We start from the raw sequence: 13,741 nt of genomic DNA, 5'->3' as shown, positions 1-13,741 counted from the left end.
ATACACCGGAGCGGACACGGGTTGCGGCTAGAAAACAGCGATAGGAGATCAAAGATGACTTCAGCACCAGTCCAGCTCGGCGACGGCCTCAGCGTCAGCCCGCTGGGGTTCGGCGGCATGGCCCTGACCCCGGTCTACGGCGACGTGGATCCGGCCGAGGCCCTGGCCACCCTGCACCATGCCGTGGACGCGGGCGTGAGCTTCATCGACACGGCGGACATCTATGGCGACGGCAGCAACGAAGAGCTGATCGCCCAGCTACTCAAGGACCGTCGCGGCGAGGTGCAGCTGGCCACCAAGTTTGGCCTGGTGGGCACCCCGTCGACCGGCTACTCGGATATCCGCGGCGACGCCGCCTACGTGAAGCAGGCGGTCGACCGCAGCCTGCAGCGCCTGGGCACCGACACCATCGACCTGTACTACATGCACCGCCGCGACCTCCGCGTTCCGATTGTGGAAACCGTGGAGGCCATGGCGGAGCTGGTGCAGGCCGGGAAGGTGCGGCACCTTGGCCTGTCCGAAGTGACGGCCGAGGAACTGCGGGAGGCCAGCAGCGTCCACCCGATCGCCGCGGTCCAGAGCGAATGGTCCATCTGGAGCCGCGACGTGGAACGCAACGTGGTTCCTGCCGCCGCCGAACTCGGCGTGGGTTTTGTGCCCTACTCGCCGCTGGGCCGGGGATTCCTCACCGGCACAGTCGACGCCTCGAAGCTGGGCAGCAACGACTTCCGCCGCAACATCCCGCGCTTCGCCGGGACCGCGCTGGACGCCAACCAGGCCGTCGTCGCCGCGGTCCAGGCGGTCGCCGCGGAGCTCAGCAGCCCCGGCCACGCCGTGACGCCGGCCCAGGTGGCGCTGGCGTGGCTGCTCGCCCAGGGCGGCAAGCTGGGCCTGCCGGTGGTCCCCATCCCCGGCACGCGCAAGGCGGCCCGGATTGATGAAAACCTCGGCGCCCTCTCGCTCGACCTGACCCCGGCGCAACTGGAGAGGCTCGACGCCGCCGCGGACGCCGTCGTCGGCTCCCGCTCGGCGGACCCCAACTGGGTCTCGCAGGGCCGCGAATAGCGCGTCCTAGACTGAAGCCCATGGACTCGCTCATTCATTCACTTCGTGACATCACCATCCGCCGGATTTCGGTCAGCGAGATGGACAACAACGTGTATCTGCTCACCGCCAAGGTGTCCGGCGCGCAGCTCCTGATCGATGCGGCCGATGATCTGGCCGCCATCCAGGGGCTGCTGGCCGACGCCGCCGCGGATACGGCCGCGACGCCGAAGCTGGCGCTGATTGCCACCACCCACCAGCACTGGGACCACGTCCGGGCGCTGCCGGGCCTGGTGGAAGCCACCGGCGTGAAGACGGCGGCCGGGACGGATGACGCCCCGGAACTCCCGGTGAAGGTGGATGTACTGCTCGATCACGGCGACGTCGGCAACTTCGACGGGTTCGACGTGACGGCGGTGCACCTGCGCGGGCATACCCCGGGGTCCGTGGCCTTGGTGTACCAGGACCCGGAGGGCCCGGCGCACATTTTCTCCGGCGACTCGTTGTTCCCGGGAGGTGTGGGCAACACGCAGCAGGATCCGGCGCGGTTTGCGCAGCTGCTCAGCGACGTGACCGAGCGGCTGTTCGACGTTTATCCGGATGACACCGTGGTGCACCCGGGCCACGGGAAGCCGACCACCCTGGGCGCGGAACGCCCGCACCTGGAAGAGTGGCGCGCCCGCGGCTGGTAGGGCCAGGGCTTTTCGCTACGCTTTCGGGCGGCTGCTTCGCTTTCGGACAGCCGCTTCGGGTATCCCCCTAGCGGCCGTCCGTTTGCGTAGCGCCGGCTACTTTGGCCGGCGGAAATCCGGAAACCTAGCGGCTGCGGCGTTCGTTCGACGCCGGGGCCGACGCGCGGCGCGGGCCTCCGCTGCGGGCCGGACGGCCTTCGCCGGAGCGGCCGTTGCCGCCGCCTGCGTAGGATCCGCCGGAAGTGCCGCCGGTGTTGGAGGACCAGACCGCCGCGGAACCGCCTGACTTGGCGCCTGCCGCTGCGCGCTGGCCGGTGGCCGGGCGTCCGGCGCGCTGGCCGCCGGCAGAGGCGCCGGTCCGGGGTGCGCTACCGGTGCGGGGTGCGCCGGTGCGGGGTGCGGAACCGCCGCGGGAGTCGCCGCGGCCATCCGCTGCGCGGCCGTCGGAGCCACGGCCGGCCGAGGCGCGGCCGCCGGCGGCGGGGACATCGTTGTGGTGCGCGTAGGCGGTGGTGCGGCCACGGCCCCGGGCGTTGCGGCGCTCGGCGCGCTCGGCGTCGGCCCGGTCCTGGTTCTTTTCGGCGACGCGCTCGGCGGCGTTGCGGGCAGCGGCCTGGCCTTCATAAGCCACGGCGCGGCGCTCGGCGCGCGGCAGATCTGTGCGGGGTGCCTCTGCGGAAACGCGTCCGCGTCCGCCACGGCCGCCCCGGCCACCCGCGGTGGGTGCAGCCTGGGTGGTGCGGCGGGCGCGCTTGCGCTCGGCGTTGGCACCCGTGGAGGTGCCGCCACCCTGCTGCTTGGCCTTGGTGGCCAGCAGTGCGGCGCGGGTGCGCGGATCGATCTTCTCAGCCATCTCGCCAACCAGCTCGGCAACCAGCGGGGAGTTGGCGGTGACGCGCTCGAAGTTGACCTCGACGCCGGCAGCCTTCATCAGCTTCTTGACGTCGGACTGCTGCTCCGGCAGGGTCAGCGTGACCACGGTGCCGTCGGAACCGGCGCGGGCGGTACGGCCCGAGCGGTGCAGGTACGCCTTGTGCTCGGTGGGCGGATCCACGTGGATGACCAGCTCGACGTCGTCGACGTGGACGCCGCGGGCGGCGACGTCGGTGGCCACCAGGACGCGCACGTCGCCGGAGGAGAACTCGGCGAGGTTGCGGTCACGGGCGTTCTGCGAGAGGTTGCCGTGCAGGTCGACGGCGGGGATGCCGGCGTCGGTCAGGGTCTTGGCGAGCTTGCGGGCATGGTGCTTGGTGCGCATAAAGAGCACCCGGCGGCCGGCGCCCGATGCGAGCTCGACAATCAGCTGCTTCTTGACCGTCTGGTCGTTGACGACGAGGACGTGGTGCTCCATGGTGGTCACCGCGGCCTGTGACTCGTCCACGGCGTGGGTCAGCGGGTTGGACAGGTAGCGCTGCACGATCTTGTCCACACCGTTGTCCAGGGTGGCGGAGAAGAGCAGGCGCTGGCCCTGGCTGGGGGTCATGTCCATAAGCTTCTTGACCACCGGGAGGAAGCCGAGGTCGGCCATGTGGTCTGCCTCGTCCAGGACGGTGATCTCGACGGCTTCGAGGGTCACGATGCGCTGGCGGATCAGGTCCTCCAGGCGGCCCGGGCAGGCGATGACGATGTCGACGCCGGAGCGCAGCGCCTTTTCCTGGCGGGCCTGGGAGATGCCGCCGAAAATAACGGTGGTGGTCAGGCCCATGGCCTTGGCCATCGGCTCAATGGTCGCGTTGATCTGGGTGGCCAGCTCGCGGGTGGGCGCCAGGACCAGGCCCATGGGGCGGCCGGGCTTGCGGAAGTGCGCGGCTTCCCGCTCAGCGAGCCGTGCCACCAGCGGGATGGCGAAGGCGATGGTCTTGCCGGAGCCGGTACGGCCGCGGCCCAGGACGTCGCGTCCGGCCAGGGTGTCCGGGAGGGTCTTGACCTGGATGGGGAACGGTTCAACGATTCCCTGGGCGGTGAGGGTGTCGGCGAGGGCCTTGGGCGTGCCGAGGGCAGCAAAAGTAGTCATGTGTTTCAAAGGTCTTTCAGGCGGTATCCGTGCGGATATCGGCCCCCGGCGCCGGTTGGACCAGGGGTTCGCCGAAGAAAAGTCAGGTGGTCAACCGGGCTGCTTGCGAGCTTTCGCAGGCCGTCGGGACCAAATAGAACGCGTTCATCGACGCAGGATGTGCCTCTCACATGAATAAAGCCCACCGCCTGCGTCCGGAATCCGGAAGGAATCCTGCAGGGGATCCGGCTGATCAGCCGGACCCAAAGTGGGCATCACTGCACATCAAGTTCCTCCAGTCTAGCATCTGCGCGTGCCCTCCCGTTTCCGGCGCCGCCCGGGCGGCTCCTAGGCCCGCCCGGATCCGGACACCCGGGGAGCAACCGCCACGCCTGCGACGCCGATCGCGGCGGTGAGCGCGAAGACCCCGGCAAACGGGGCGGCGCCGGCGCCCGCCGCCGTCGTGAACGCCGCGAAGACGATCCCAGTGCAGGCGAGCGCCAGGGCACCGCCGAGCGAGTCGGAGATGGACATGGCGGAGCTGTTGAAGCCCTCGGTGTCCTTGGTGGACAGCGCCAGGGTCATCACGCTCAGCCGCGGGTACATCAGCCCCATCCCGCCGCCGGCGAAGATCCAGCCGGTGATCGCGACGGCGGCCGGCCAGGCCAGGAGCGTGGTCGCGAGCGCCAGCAGCACGGCGCCCAGGACCAGTGCCGAGCCGATCCGGATCGCGCGGCGGTGGTCCAGCCTGGCCCCGAGCCGGCCCTGGATCGCGGAGGCCGCGGCCCAGGCCAGAGCCCCGCCGGTGAGGGTCAGGCCGGCGAAGGTGGGCGAAAAGACGTAGCGTTCCACCAGCAGGTAGGGCAGGTACACCTCGGCGCCAAAAAACGCCGCCGACGCCAGTCCCCGGGAGAGGATGACGGCGGGCAGGCCCCGGCGGGCCGTCAGGGTCCCGCGGGGCACCAGGGGCCGCACCGCGACCAGCGCCACGACGACGGCGGCCGCCGCCAGTAGCCAGCCGGCCGCAGGCAGCTCCACGGACAGGTTCAGTCCGAGGACAGCGAGCGCCGCGAGCGCGGCCCAGGCCAGTCGCCCGTAGTCCCACGGTTTGCCGGCCACGGCGTTCTCTTCCGCGGACCGGTCGACGGCGGGGCGGGCACCGCCGCTGTCGGCGCCGGTTTCGCCGGCCTCGGCACCGGAGAGTCCGCGCAGGGCCGGCACGATCATCAGCAGCGCCGGCACCACCAGGCCGACCACGCCGAGGAAAACCCAGTGCCAGCTGGCCAGTTGGGCTACCAGCCCGGCGGCGAAGGGGCCCACCAGCGACGGAACCACCCAGGCCGCCGCGAAGGCCGCGAAGATTTTGGGATGCAGCACGGGCGGATAAACGCGGGCCACCACCACGTAGAGGGCCACCGTCACCGCGCCGCCGCCAAGCCCTTGGACCAGCCTGCCGGCGAGGAGCACGGCCATGGTCCCGGCCGACCCGGCGATCAGCAGGCCCAGCACGAACAGGGCCACGGATGCATAGAGCGGACCCACCGGACCGCGCCGGTCCGACCAGTTCCCGGCTGCCACCATCCCGATCACGCCGGTGGCTAGCGGACCGGCGAACGCCAGGGCATAGAGGCTGGCGCCGTCCAGTTCGCGGCTGACCAGCGGCATGATGGTCGTGACGGCCAGCGACTCGAAGGCGGCCAGGAAGACGAGGGCCAGGGCGCCCAGGGTCACCAGCAGGTAGTGGCGGTGGAAGATGCCGCCAGTATCCGCGGCGGGGTCAGCACCCGGTTCGGACGGGTCGTTTCGTGGCACGTGCCACAGCCTATAAGACGGGCACCCGACGGGCGATGGCGGCCCGGACCGGACCGTCGCCTTCCCTCACCGGAAGGCTCACTCGGCCGGGCCAATGCCTTCGGCCGGAACCACCACGGCGCCGCTCGCCCTGGAGTCTGCGTTCAGCATCCAGCCCACCCGTTTCACGGTGCTGAGCATGACGACGCTTTCCACGAGCACGATCCCCGGCACCTTTTGCTGCAGTACCAGTTCGATGTTCATGACGTCCGCCAGGGACTGCAGCCACATGACGATGACAAAGTTGGTGGGCCCGGTGGTGGAGGCGCTGAGCCGCACGTTGCGCATTGTCTTCAGTTCGGCTGCAGCTTCCTCATGCCGGCCGGCCGGGACGTTGACGAACCACTGGCAGGTCACCGGGAAAGCCGAAAACCGCTGGGCGACCTCGCAGCGGAAGGACAGGATTCCACTTGCGAGCACCCGGTTGAGCTGCCGCTGGACCGTTGCCGGATGCCTGCCCAGCCCGCGGGCAATCTCCGCCGCCGTCGCCCGCCCGTCCTTGGCCAGGAACGGCAGCAGCGCCAGGTGGCTGGCGGGCAGGTCCTCCCTGGCGATGGGCGGGGCAACGCCGGTGGCCTCGGGGCCGGCCTTGGCCTTCACGGCGGCCTGCTGGGCCCGGCTGAGCACGTTGAGCCGCCAGGATCCGCCGCTTGCATGCAGCCTGGTGCACAGCGCGGTCTGGTATTTGACCAGGCCGTCGATCTCCTTCAGCCGCTGGATCACTTTCGTGCTGAAGTCGTCCAGGGAGGACGTGATGACGGTCAGCATGAGGTCCCTGTTGCTGGCCGCCTCCTCCACCGTGATGATTTCCGCCATCCCGGCAAGCTGCGCGGTGACCTCTTCACGCCGGTGCATCTCGCAGTCCACGGCGACAAACGCCAGGCACATCTGGTGGGGGTCGCCGATCAGGTGGGCCGTAATCCAGGAAACGCCGGAGGCCCGCAGCCGCTCCCAGCGGGCCGCCAGGGTGGTGGCGTGAACGCCCAGCACCTCCGCGGCATCGGCCCAGCTCAGGCGCGGGGCGATCTGCAGGACGTTGATCAGCGCAAGGTCCTCTTCACTGAGTTCCACCATTTCCTCCGTTCCGCATGCATACAAACTGCGTTTCAGATCAGTTGATGCATTTTTCCAGCCCTTTGGCGGCTTGTGAACCACGTCACTTCAGAATAGACGGGAAAGCCGAACCAACCACTGAGGAGAACACGTGCCGATCACCGCCGACGCCCGGGACATCCAGCCGGACCTTACCCGGCTCCGCCACGAGCTGCACCGGGAGCCCGAGATCGGCCTGACGCTGCCGCGCACCCAGGAGAAGGTGCTCAAGGCGCTCGACGGGCTCGGCTATGAGATCACCCTGGGCCAGGACACGACGTCGGTCACCGCGGTGCTGCGCGGGCAGGCCTCCGGAACCGGCACGGACACCCGCCCCGCGGTCCTCCTGCGCGCGGACATGGACGGCCTGCCGGTGCAGGAGAAAACCGGCGTGGACTACACGTCCCGGATCGACGGCGCCATGCATGCCTGCGGCCACGACCTGCACACCGCCATGCTGACCGGCGCCGCAACGCTGCTGGCCGAGCGGCGGCACCGACTGGCCGGTGACGTCGTGCTGATGTTCCAGCCCGGCGAGGAAGGCTTCGATGGCGCCAGCCACATGATCCGCGAAGGCGTCCTGGACGCCGCCGGCCGGCGCGTGGACGCTGCGTACGGTATGCACGTGTTCTCCGCCCTGGAACCGCACGGCACCTTCTGCACCAAACCCGGCGTCATGCTCAGCTCCTCCGACGGCCTGACGGTCACCGTGCTGGGCGCCGGCGGCCACGGCTCGGCCCCGCATTCGGCCAAGGACCCCGTCACGGCCGCGGCAGAGATGGTCACCGCCCTCCAGGTCATGGTGACCCGCCAGTTCAACATGTTCGACCCCGTAGTCCTGTCCGTGGGGGTGCTCCAGGCCGGCACTAAGCGCAACATCATCCCGGAAACCGCACGCATCGAGGCCACCATCCGGACCTTCTCCGAGCAATCCCGGCTAAAGATGATGGACGCCGTACCGCGCCTGCTGAAGGGCATCGCGGCGGCGCACGGCCTCGACGTCGACGTCGACTACCAGCAGGAATACCCCCTCACCATCACCGACGTGGATGAAACGCACACCGCGGAGAACGTCATCGAGGAACTGTTCGGCGATTCCCGGCTCGCCCGCTGGGCCACCCCGCTGAGCGGTTCCGAGGACTTCTCGCGGGTCCTCGCCGAGGTCCCCGGCACCTTCATCGGGCTGAGCGCCGTCCCCCGCGGCGCCGACCACGCCGCTTCGGCGTTCAACCACTCCCCGTACGCCACGTTCGACGACGGCGTGCTGGCCGACGGCGCCGCGCTCTACGCGGAACTCGCCATTTCCCGGCTCGCCGCCCTCGCTGCAGCGGACGTCCCCGGCGCGGGCGACACAGTCTCCGCCTCCACCCTTTCCTAGCCCCATCCCTTGAGGGAGAACACCATGACTGCAACCGCGTCCCTGCCGAAGGCACCCCGGACCTCCACCCGCAAGACAATCATCGGCACCGGCATCGGCAACGCCGTCGAATGGTACGACTGGGCCATCTACGCCACGTTCACGCCGTTCATCGCCAGCCAGCTCTTCAGCAAGGCCGATCCCGCCTCCGCGGTGCTGTCCACGCTTGCGATCTTCGCCGTCGGCTTCGTGGCCCGCCCGTTCGGCGGCTTCCTGTTCGGCTGGATCGGCGACCGGATCGGCCGGAAGGCGTCCATGACACTCGCCGTCGGGCTCGCCTCGGTGGGCAGCCTGATGATCGGGATCGCGCCGACCTTCGCGGCAGTCGGCGCGTGGGCATCGTTGATGCTCCTGGTCGCCCGTCTGGTCCAGGGCCTGGCGCACGGCGGCGAGCTGCCGTCGTCGCAGACGTACCTGTCCGAAATGGCGCCGCGGGAACACCGCGGTTTCTGGGCGACCCTGATTTACACCTCGGGCACCGTGGGGATCCTGTTCGGCACCCTGCTGGGCGCCGTACTCAACATGGCCCTGAGCACCGAAGTGATGAACGCCTGGGGCTGGCGCATCCCGTTCCTCGTCGGCGCGGCCATGGGGCTGTACGCGCTGATCATGCGGTCCCGGCTGCACGAAACCGACGTCTTTGCCGGCGAAGCCTTGGCGGAGAAGCGTGCTCCGATCTGGCCGCAGATCGTCCGCCACCGCAAGCAGGCGCTGCAGGTGATCGGCCTGACCGTCGGCCTGACGGTGATCTACTACATCTGGGGCGTTGTTGCCCCCAGCTACGCCACCACCGCGCTGAAGATCGACCGTGGCGAAGCCCTCTGGGCCGGCGTGATCGGCAACATTGTGTTCATCGCCGCGCTGCCGTTCTGGGGCAAACTGTCGGACCGGATCGGCCGCAAGAAGGTGCTGTGGTCCGGGGCGATCGGCGCGGGCATCATGCACTTCCCGATGACGGCCCTGCTCAAGGATTCGGCCTGGCAGCTGGCGGTCAGCATGTCCGTGATGCTGATCTTCATCGCCGCGAGCGCGGCGATCGTCCCGGCCGTCTACGCCGAGCTGTTCCCCACCAGCATCCGCACCGTCGGCGTCGGCGTGCCGTATTCGATCTGCGTGGCGCTGTTCGGCGGCACCGCGCCTTACCTCCAGCAGTGGCTCGGGACGAGCCTGCAGCTGCCGCAGCTGTTCAACGTCTACGCGGTGCTGCTGCTGGCCATCTCCGCCGCGTTCGTCTTCACCATCCCGGAAACGAAGGGCAAGGACCTCACCGCCTGAGCCCTGCCCTCAGCCGCCGACGAAACGGTCTTTCCCGGCGCGGTAGCCGAACACGGCCGCCAGGGAGCCGACCACCAGGAAGAGCACCCCCGCCGCGGCAAAGGATCCGGTGCCCTGGTGTAGCTGCCCCACCAGCAGGGTCCCGGCCGAGCCGACGCCGTAACCCACCCCCTGCATCATGCCGGAGAGGTGCGCGGCGGTGTGGCCGTCGCGGGTGCGCAGCATGATCATGGTCAAGGCCACCGCGGTCAGGCTGCCTTGTCCCAGGCCCAGCAGCCCGGTCCACACCCAGACCAGGTCCAGCGGGCCGAAGATGCTCAGGGCGAACCCGGCGCCGGTCATCAGCGCCACCACCGTGTTGACGGCGCGCTGGTCCCGGAGCCGGGCGGCCAGGGCGGGCGCGAAGAGGGATCCGAGCATCTGCAGCACGATCGAGGCGGACACAATCAGCCCGGCCGTGCCGCCGTCCACCCCGCGTTCCCGCAGGATCGGCGCCAGCCAGGCGAACACGCTGAAGGACATCATCGCCTGCAGCGCCATGAACCCGGTCACCTGCCAGGCGATCGCCGAGCGCCAGACGTTGACGCCGCCGGCCGCCGCCTGGTGCCGCCCGTGGTGCTGGGCCGCCGCGAGCGGCAGGAACAATACCAGCACGACGCCGGCGGGCAGCGCCCAGAACCATAGCGCCGCCGTCCACTGCCCGGTCGCGCTGAACAACGGGTAGGTGAAGCCGGCGCCAAGGGCCGCGGACGCGCAGATCGCCGTGGTGTAGAGCCCGCCCATCAGGCCCAGGCGGTGCGGGAAGTCGCGCTTGACCAGGCCAGGAAGCAGGACGTTGCAGAGCGAGATGGCGGCGCCGCACGCGGCGGTGCCGGCCAGGAGCGAGGGCAGGTGGCCGATTCCGGGCGCATCCAGGGGGCGCAGCAGCAGACCGGCGGTGAGCACGGCCATGGCCCCCAGCAGCACCCGTTCGGCCCCGAAACGGCGGGCTAGAGGCGGCGCGAGCGGGGCGAACACGCCCAGCAGGGTCACCGGCGCGGTGGTCAGCGCCACGACCGCCCAGCCCGGCAGGCCGGCGTCGGCGGTCACCTCCGGGAGCACCGCGGCGAAACTGGAGAACACGGTGCGCAGGTTCAGCCCGATCAGCACCAGGCACACGCCCAAATAGGCCAGTGCACGGCGGCTGCCGAGGGCGGTGGGCTCCGCGGCGGGAACGTCGTCGATCTCCGCGTCCACCAGGGTATCCACCCCGTGGGCCGCCGCATGGTCCGGGGCGTGACGGGCGGCCCTGCTGGCGGGTCCGGGCGCGTTCTTTGCTGTGCTCACGGACCAATTCTGGCAGGCAGTGCCCGCCGCTCCGAACTGAACCGGGCGCACCGCCGTCGACGCGGGAACCCTCCCGGGCGCAGCCGGGAGGGGGCTCCCCGGTCCGGCCGGCCCGCCGAGACTCCACTATTCTGGAAGTGATGAGCGAATCCCCAGAATCCCCCCAGACGCCGCAGCCTGCCCGCCCGGTCACGCCCGGCAGCCAGGCATCGTTCGGCACCTACGGCGGCCGGCCGGTCAGCTTTGTACGCCGCGGCACCCGCCTGCAGGGTCGCCGCCAGGCGGCGTGGGAGGAGCACGCGGACCGGTGGGCGGTCGACGTCCCGCGGCACATCGCGAACACCTCCGTGCACCCCGATTACGTGTTCGACGCCGAGGCCGAGTTTGGCCGGACGGCTCCGCTGATCGTCGAGATCGGCTCGGGGCTCGGCGACGCCGTCTGCCACGCGGCCGAGCAGAATCCGGACAAGGACTTCCTTGCCGTGGAGGTCTACACCCCGGGCCTGGCCAACACCCTGATCAAGATCAACAGCCGCCGGCTGAGCAACGTGCGGGTGGTGGAGGCCAACGCCCCCGAGGTGCTTGCCAGCATGCTCCCGGCAGGCTCGGTCACCGAACTCTGGGTCTTCTTTCCCGACCCGTGGCACAAATCGCGGCACCACAAGCGGCGCCTCATCCAGCCGGCCTTCGCCGACCTCGCAGCGCGGGCCCTTAAACCCGGCGGCATCTGGCGGATCGCCACCGACTGGTCCAACTACGCCGTGCACGTGCGCGAGGTCCTGGCCGGCTCCCCCGACTTCGAAAACCTGCACGAGGGCGAGCGCAGCGGCGACGACAGCCCGCTCACCCAGGTCTGGGAGTCCGGGGTGGAGTCCGTCGTGGGCGGGGCCCCGGTCAAGGAGGGCCGGGCGCCGGTCAGCACCGAACACACCGGCCCCAACGAGGGCGTCGACGAGACCGGCGGCTGGGCACCGAGGTTCGAGGGCCGGATCCTGACGAGCTTCGAGAACAAGGCCCACGAGGCCGGCCGGCTGATCTTCGATCTCTGCTACCGGCGCCGCTGACCCCGCCCCCACCCGCCCGCGGCCAAGATGCTGTTGCGAAGCGGGTTCCCGTGGCACGATTACCGAAGATGCAGGGCTGGCGGCGGCACGACGGCGCCGGCAGAGCCAGAAGACCCGAAGGACCGACCATCAAAAAAGAACTCAAGGACGCCGCGGAAGTCGCCGAGGACGTCACCAACTCCAAGCCGCTCGAATACGCGGCACGGGCAGGGTTCGCCGTGTCCGGCATCCTGCACTTCCTGATCGGCCTCGTCGCGATCCGGCTCGCGATGGGCGGGCAGGGCCAGGCCGATGTCAGCGGCGCGGTTGAGGAGCTCGCCAAGCAGCCGGCCGGTCCGGCGCTGCTGTGGAGCGCCTTCGCGGCCTGTGTCGCGCTGGCCATCTGGCAGACCAGTGACGCGGTGTTCGACTTCAACCACCTGCCCACCAAAAAGAAGGTCGGCAAGAAGCTCAAGGCCGCCCTGCAGGCTGTGGTCTACGCCGGGTTCGGGCTCACGCTGGCGTCCGTGGCCCTCGGCGCCCACGCGGACCACCGCCGCTCCACCAGCGACCTCACCGTGCAGCTCATGAAGGCGCCGGGCGGCATGCTGCTGCTGATCGTCATCGGCGCCGCCATCGCCATTACCGGCGTCGTCTATGCCATCAGGGGTCTCCGTAAATCGTTCCTGAAGTACCTGCGCCTGCCCGCCAACGAGCACACGCGCACCGCGGTGACCGCCGCCGGCGTCGTCGGCTATGCCGCCAAGGGTGTGGCGCTGCTGCTGACCGGGTTGCTGATCGTCATTGCCACCGTGAAAGCAAACCCGGCGGAATCGACCGGGCTCGACGGCGGCCTGAAGGCCCTGCGGGAGCAGCCGCTCGGGATGTACATGCTCGCCGCCGTGGGCGCCGGCTTGATCTGCTATGGCATCTTCCTGGCCGTCCGGGCCCGGCTCGCCCGGATGTAGGTCTTGCCGCTACCCGTCTGACGGTTCGTCGTCGACGTCGTCCTCGAACTCGACGGCGGCGATGATCTCGCGGGTCTCCGGGTGGATCATGTAGGCCTCGTCGTCGTCCTCCAGCATCAGGAACTCGCCCTGGTCCGTGGTGAAGTGCCAGGCCAGGACCCGGTCGCCGTGGTGGTCGTAGTTCGGGTCGCCCATGGTGATCTTCAGCAGGGTGTGCCCGGCCACCTCACACAGCTCCCGGATAATCAGCTCAAACTCCGGGGCGCTCCTGAGCTCCTCCTCGGCCGCCTCGGCCTGGCGTTCCGCGAGGTTGGGGATCCGGGACACCCGTTCGTGGATGTGGCGGTCGAGTTCGTCCGGGTCCAGGACCAGCAGGTCCGGCTGGCTGCGCAGCCACGCGGCGTTGAGCGCGACGATGTCCTCGGTTTCCAGCAGCGGCTCGAATTCGTCGTCGAGCTGCTCCAACTGCCGCACCGCGTCGGGTACCGCCGCCCCAACGCCGCGGGCGCCGCCGTCGGCGTCCAGCCCGGCGTCCAGCCCGGCGTCGAGTCCGGCGTCGAGCTGCTCCAACTGCCGCACCGCGTCGGGTACCGCCGCCCCAACGCCGCGGGCGCCGCCGTCGGCGTCCAGCCCGGCGTCCAGCCCGGCGTCGAGTCCGGCGTCGAGCTCGGCGTCGCCGTCCAGATAAGCGTCCGCGTCCTCCTCGGAGAGTGCGTCGAAGGCGGCCACGCTGCGGTTGAACAGGTCCAGGTGGGCCGTGGCGCCCATCGCGGCCAGCCCCTCGCGGACGTAGCCGTCCACCTCCGCGCGCTCCGGCAGGGTGAAGACGTACTGGGCGAAGCCGCCGCCCAGCGCCTGCGTCAGGTAAAAGTCCACGTAGTAGCTGCGCAGCGCAGTGGGAGCGATTTCCTCCGCGTCGAGCAGTTCCGCGTACATGGCGTTGACGACGTCCACATTCGCGTCCACAACATCCACGTTGCCGCCGTGCAGGCACTCCCGGGTCAGGACCGGGGCGTGGCCGGTAGCGGTGGGGCTCTGGG

The 13,741-nt window shown here is 70.0% G+C and carries 11 protein-coding genes; 6 read left to right on the top strand and 5 right to left on the bottom strand.

Features of this window, described 5'->3' with window-relative positions:
• Window positions 1-54 precede the first annotated feature (54 nt).
• Both ABIN76_RS09240 and ABIN76_RS09235 read left to right on the top strand, forming a co-directional pair.
• Window positions 55-1,065 (top strand): aldo/keto reductase, encoded by a 1,011-nt coding sequence (locus ABIN76_RS09240; RefSeq protein WP_346959410.1) that lies wholly within the window; start codon window positions 55-57, stop codon window positions 1,063-1,065.
• 20 nt (window positions 1,066-1,085) lie between these two features.
• Complete coding sequence (locus ABIN76_RS09235; RefSeq protein WP_346959409.1) at window positions 1,086-1,736, top strand: MBL fold metallo-hydrolase; 651 nt, start codon at window positions 1,086-1,088, stop codon at window positions 1,734-1,736.
• A 124-nt stretch (window positions 1,737-1,860) separates the two neighbouring features.
• Here the strand turns inward: ABIN76_RS09235 and ABIN76_RS09230 are convergent, their stop codons facing one another.
• The 3 genes from ABIN76_RS09230 to ABIN76_RS09220 form a co-directional block, all read right to left on the bottom strand.
• Window positions 1,861-3,750 carry a DEAD/DEAH box helicase gene (locus ABIN76_RS09230; RefSeq protein ID WP_346959408.1) on the bottom strand — a complete coding sequence of 630 codons (1,890 nt, stop codon included), beginning with the start codon at window positions 3,748-3,750 and terminating at the stop codon, window positions 1,861-1,863.
• A 327-nt stretch (window positions 3,751-4,077) separates the two neighbouring features.
• Window positions 4,078-5,484, bottom strand: coding sequence for an MFS transporter (locus ABIN76_RS09225; RefSeq protein ID WP_346959436.1), 1,407 nt, complete (start codon window positions 5,482-5,484; stop codon window positions 4,078-4,080).
• 135 nt (window positions 5,485-5,619) lie between these two features.
• The gene (locus ABIN76_RS09220; protein WP_346959407.1) at window positions 5,620-6,654 is read right to left on the bottom strand and encodes an Lrp/AsnC family transcriptional regulator; all 1,035 of its coding nucleotides are present in this window, start codon (window positions 6,652-6,654) and stop codon (window positions 5,620-5,622) included.
• Between the two features lie 130 nt (window positions 6,655-6,784).
• Here ABIN76_RS09220 and ABIN76_RS09215 point away from each other — a divergent pair, with 130 nt between their 5' ends.
• Both ABIN76_RS09215 and ABIN76_RS09210 read left to right on the top strand, forming a co-directional pair.
• Window positions 6,785-8,050 carry a M20 family metallopeptidase gene (locus ABIN76_RS09215; protein WP_346959406.1) on the top strand — a complete coding sequence of 422 codons (1,266 nt, stop codon included), beginning with the start codon at window positions 6,785-6,787 and terminating at the stop codon, window positions 8,048-8,050.
• Window positions 8,051-8,074: 24 nt separating this feature from the next.
• Window positions 8,075-9,364, top strand: a complete 1,290-nt coding sequence (locus tag ABIN76_RS09210) for an MFS transporter (RefSeq protein ID WP_346959405.1) — start codon at window positions 8,075-8,077, stop codon at window positions 9,362-9,364.
• A gap of 9 nt (window positions 9,365-9,373) precedes the next feature.
• On the opposite strand, the gene ABIN76_RS09205 is transcribed toward ABIN76_RS09210, so the two are convergent.
• A complete protein-coding gene (locus ABIN76_RS09205; protein WP_346959435.1) occupies window positions 9,374-10,612 on the bottom strand; it encodes an MFS transporter in 1,239 nt (412 codons plus the stop codon).
• Between the two features lie 218 nt (window positions 10,613-10,830).
• Here ABIN76_RS09205 and trmB point away from each other — a divergent pair, with 218 nt between their 5' ends.
• The gene (gene trmB, locus ABIN76_RS09200; protein ID WP_346959404.1) at window positions 10,831-11,754 is read left to right on the top strand and encodes a tRNA (guanosine(46)-N7)-methyltransferase TrmB; all 924 of its coding nucleotides are present in this window, start codon (window positions 10,831-10,833) and stop codon (window positions 11,752-11,754) included.
• A 68-nt stretch (window positions 11,755-11,822) separates the two neighbouring features.
• On the top strand, window positions 11,823-12,701 hold the full coding sequence (locus tag ABIN76_RS09195; protein WP_346959434.1) for a DUF1206 domain-containing protein: 879 nt from the start codon (window positions 11,823-11,825) through the stop codon (window positions 12,699-12,701).
• Window positions 12,702-12,710: 9 nt separating this feature from the next.
• On the opposite strand, the gene ABIN76_RS09190 is transcribed toward ABIN76_RS09195, so the two are convergent.
• Window positions 12,711-13,637 carry a hypothetical protein gene (locus ABIN76_RS09190; protein ID WP_346959433.1) on the bottom strand — a complete coding sequence of 309 codons (927 nt, stop codon included), beginning with the start codon at window positions 13,635-13,637 and terminating at the stop codon, window positions 12,711-12,713.
• Between the last annotated feature and the right edge of the window lie 104 nt (window positions 13,638-13,741).

The sequence above is a fragment of the uncultured Arthrobacter sp. genome, assembly GCF_964021775.1.
Lineage (GTDB): Bacteria > Actinomycetota > Actinomycetes > Actinomycetales > Micrococcaceae > Arthrobacter.
The sequence above is the reverse complement of the archived record's forward strand: the minus strand, read 5'-3'. Positions and strand labels throughout refer to the sequence as shown.

Excerpts from the sequence above, each read along its gene's own strand:
- ABIN76_RS09240 (WP_346959410.1), top strand. The coding sequence starts at position 55 with ATGACTTCAGCACCAGTCCAGCTCGGCGACGGCCTCAGCGTCAGCCCG.
- ABIN76_RS09235 (WP_346959409.1), top strand. The coding sequence starts at position 1,086 with ATGGACTCGCTCATTCATTCACTTCGTGACATCACCATCCGCCGGATT.
- ABIN76_RS09230 (WP_346959408.1), bottom strand. The coding sequence starts at position 3,750 with ATGACTACTTTTGCTGCCCTCGGCACGCCCAAGGCCCTCGCCGACACC.
- ABIN76_RS09220 (WP_346959407.1), bottom strand. The coding sequence starts at position 6,654 with ATGGTGGAACTCAGTGAAGAGGACCTTGCGCTGATCAACGTCCTGCAG.
- ABIN76_RS09210 (WP_346959405.1), top strand. The coding sequence starts at position 8,075 with ATGACTGCAACCGCGTCCCTGCCGAAGGCACCCCGGACCTCCACCCGC.
- trmB (WP_346959404.1), top strand. The coding sequence starts at position 10,831 with ATGAGCGAATCCCCAGAATCCCCCCAGACGCCGCAGCCTGCCCGCCCG.
- ABIN76_RS09195 (WP_346959434.1), top strand. The coding sequence starts at position 11,823 with ATGCAGGGCTGGCGGCGGCACGACGGCGCCGGCAGAGCCAGAAGACCC.
- ABIN76_RS09190 (WP_346959433.1), bottom strand. The coding sequence starts at position 13,637 with ATGTACGCGGAACTGCTCGACGCGGAGGAAATCGCTCCCACTGCGCTG.